Genomic DNA, 1331 nt, shown 5'->3' with positions numbered 1-1331 from the left:
GACGCCGTCGGTCGTGCGCCGCGACGACGTCACCGTGTCGGTGACGGCCGGCGGCGACCCGGGCCGGGCCCGCCGGCTGCGCGGCGCCCTCGCGGTGGCGCTGGACGACGGCTCCCTCCCGCTGCGGCGGACCCGGCCCGGCCGCGGGCGCGTGACCCTCGTCGGCGGCGGCCCGGGCGACCAGGACCTGCTGACCCTGCGCGGGCGCCGGGCGCTGGCGGAGGCCGACGTCGTCGTCGTCGACCGGCTCGCACCCACCGGGGTCCTCGCCGAGCTCGACGACGACGTGCAGGTCGTCGACGTCGGCAAGACCCCCGACCACCACCCCGTGCCCCAGCACGAGATCAACCGGATCATCGTCGACGCCGCCCAGGCCGGGTACCGCGTCGTGCGCCTCAAGGGCGGCGACAACTACGTCCTGGGCCGCGGCGGGGAAGAGGTGGCCGCCTGCCGCGAGGCCGGCGTCGACGTCGACGTCGTCCCCGGCGTCACCAGCGCCTTCGCCGTGCCCGCCGCCGCGGGCATCCCCGTCACCCACCGCGGCCTGTCCCGCTCCGTGACGGTGGTCTCCGGCCACGAGCAGCTCGACTGCGCCGTGCTGGCCCGGCTGGAGGGCACCCTCGTGGTCCTGATGGGCGTGGCGGGGCTGCCCGGGCTCGCCGCGGGGCTGCTGGCGCACGGCAAGGACCCGGCCACGCCGGTCGCCCTCGTCGAGAGCGGCTGCACCCCCCGCCAGCGCACCACCCGCTCGACCCTGGCCGACGTCGTGGCCGTCGCCGCCGGGCGCGGGGTCCGCTCCCCCGCCGTCATCGTCGTGGGCGCCGTGGCGGCGCTGGGCGGTGAGGGGTGAGCACCAGCACGACCGTGGCGGGCACCGAGGGCGTCGACGCCCGCCAGCTCCTCGGCGTGACCATCGGCGTCACGAGCGACCGGCGCTCGGACGACCTCATCGCCACCTTCACCCGCCGCGGGGCGCAGGTGCTGCACGCCCCCTCGATGCGGATCGTGCCGCTGGCCGAGGACGAGCAGCTGCTGCGCGACACCCTCGACGTCATCGCCGACCCGCCGGACATCGTGCTGATCACCACCGGCATCGGCCTGCGCGGCTGGGTCGAGGCGGCCGACGCCGCCGGCACGGCGCCCCAGCTGCTCGCCGCCCTGGGCCGGGCCAGGCTGCTGGCCCGCGGCCCCAAGGCGCGCGGCGTGATCCGCGCCAACGGCCTCACCGACGAGTGGTCGGCGTCCTCGGAGCAGACGTCGGAGGCGGTGGAGCACCTGCTGGCCGGCGGTGTGCGGGGCGCCTCGATCGTCGTGCAGCTGCACGGGGCGGC

The 1331-nt window shown here is 77.8% G+C and carries 2 protein-coding genes; both read left to right on the top strand.

Annotated elements, in window-relative coordinates; translation table 11 throughout:
* A partial coding sequence (gene cobA, locus ABEB16_RS20735) for a uroporphyrinogen-III C-methyltransferase (protein ID WP_345714080.1) occupies window positions 1–850 on the top strand: 850 nt, incomplete at its 5' end.
* Window positions 847–1331 (top strand): uroporphyrinogen-III synthase (locus tag ABEB16_RS20730; protein ID WP_345714079.1); only part of this gene is annotated, 485 nt, incomplete at its 3' end. The genes cobA and ABEB16_RS20730, both read left to right, overlap by 4 nt.

It is taken from the genome of Kineococcus glutinatus (assembly GCF_039542765.1).
Lineage (GTDB): Bacteria > Actinomycetota > Actinomycetes > Actinomycetales > Kineococcaceae > Kineococcus_A > Kineococcus_A glutinatus.
The sequence above is the reverse complement of the archived record's forward strand: the minus strand, read 5'-3'. Positions and strand labels throughout refer to the sequence as shown.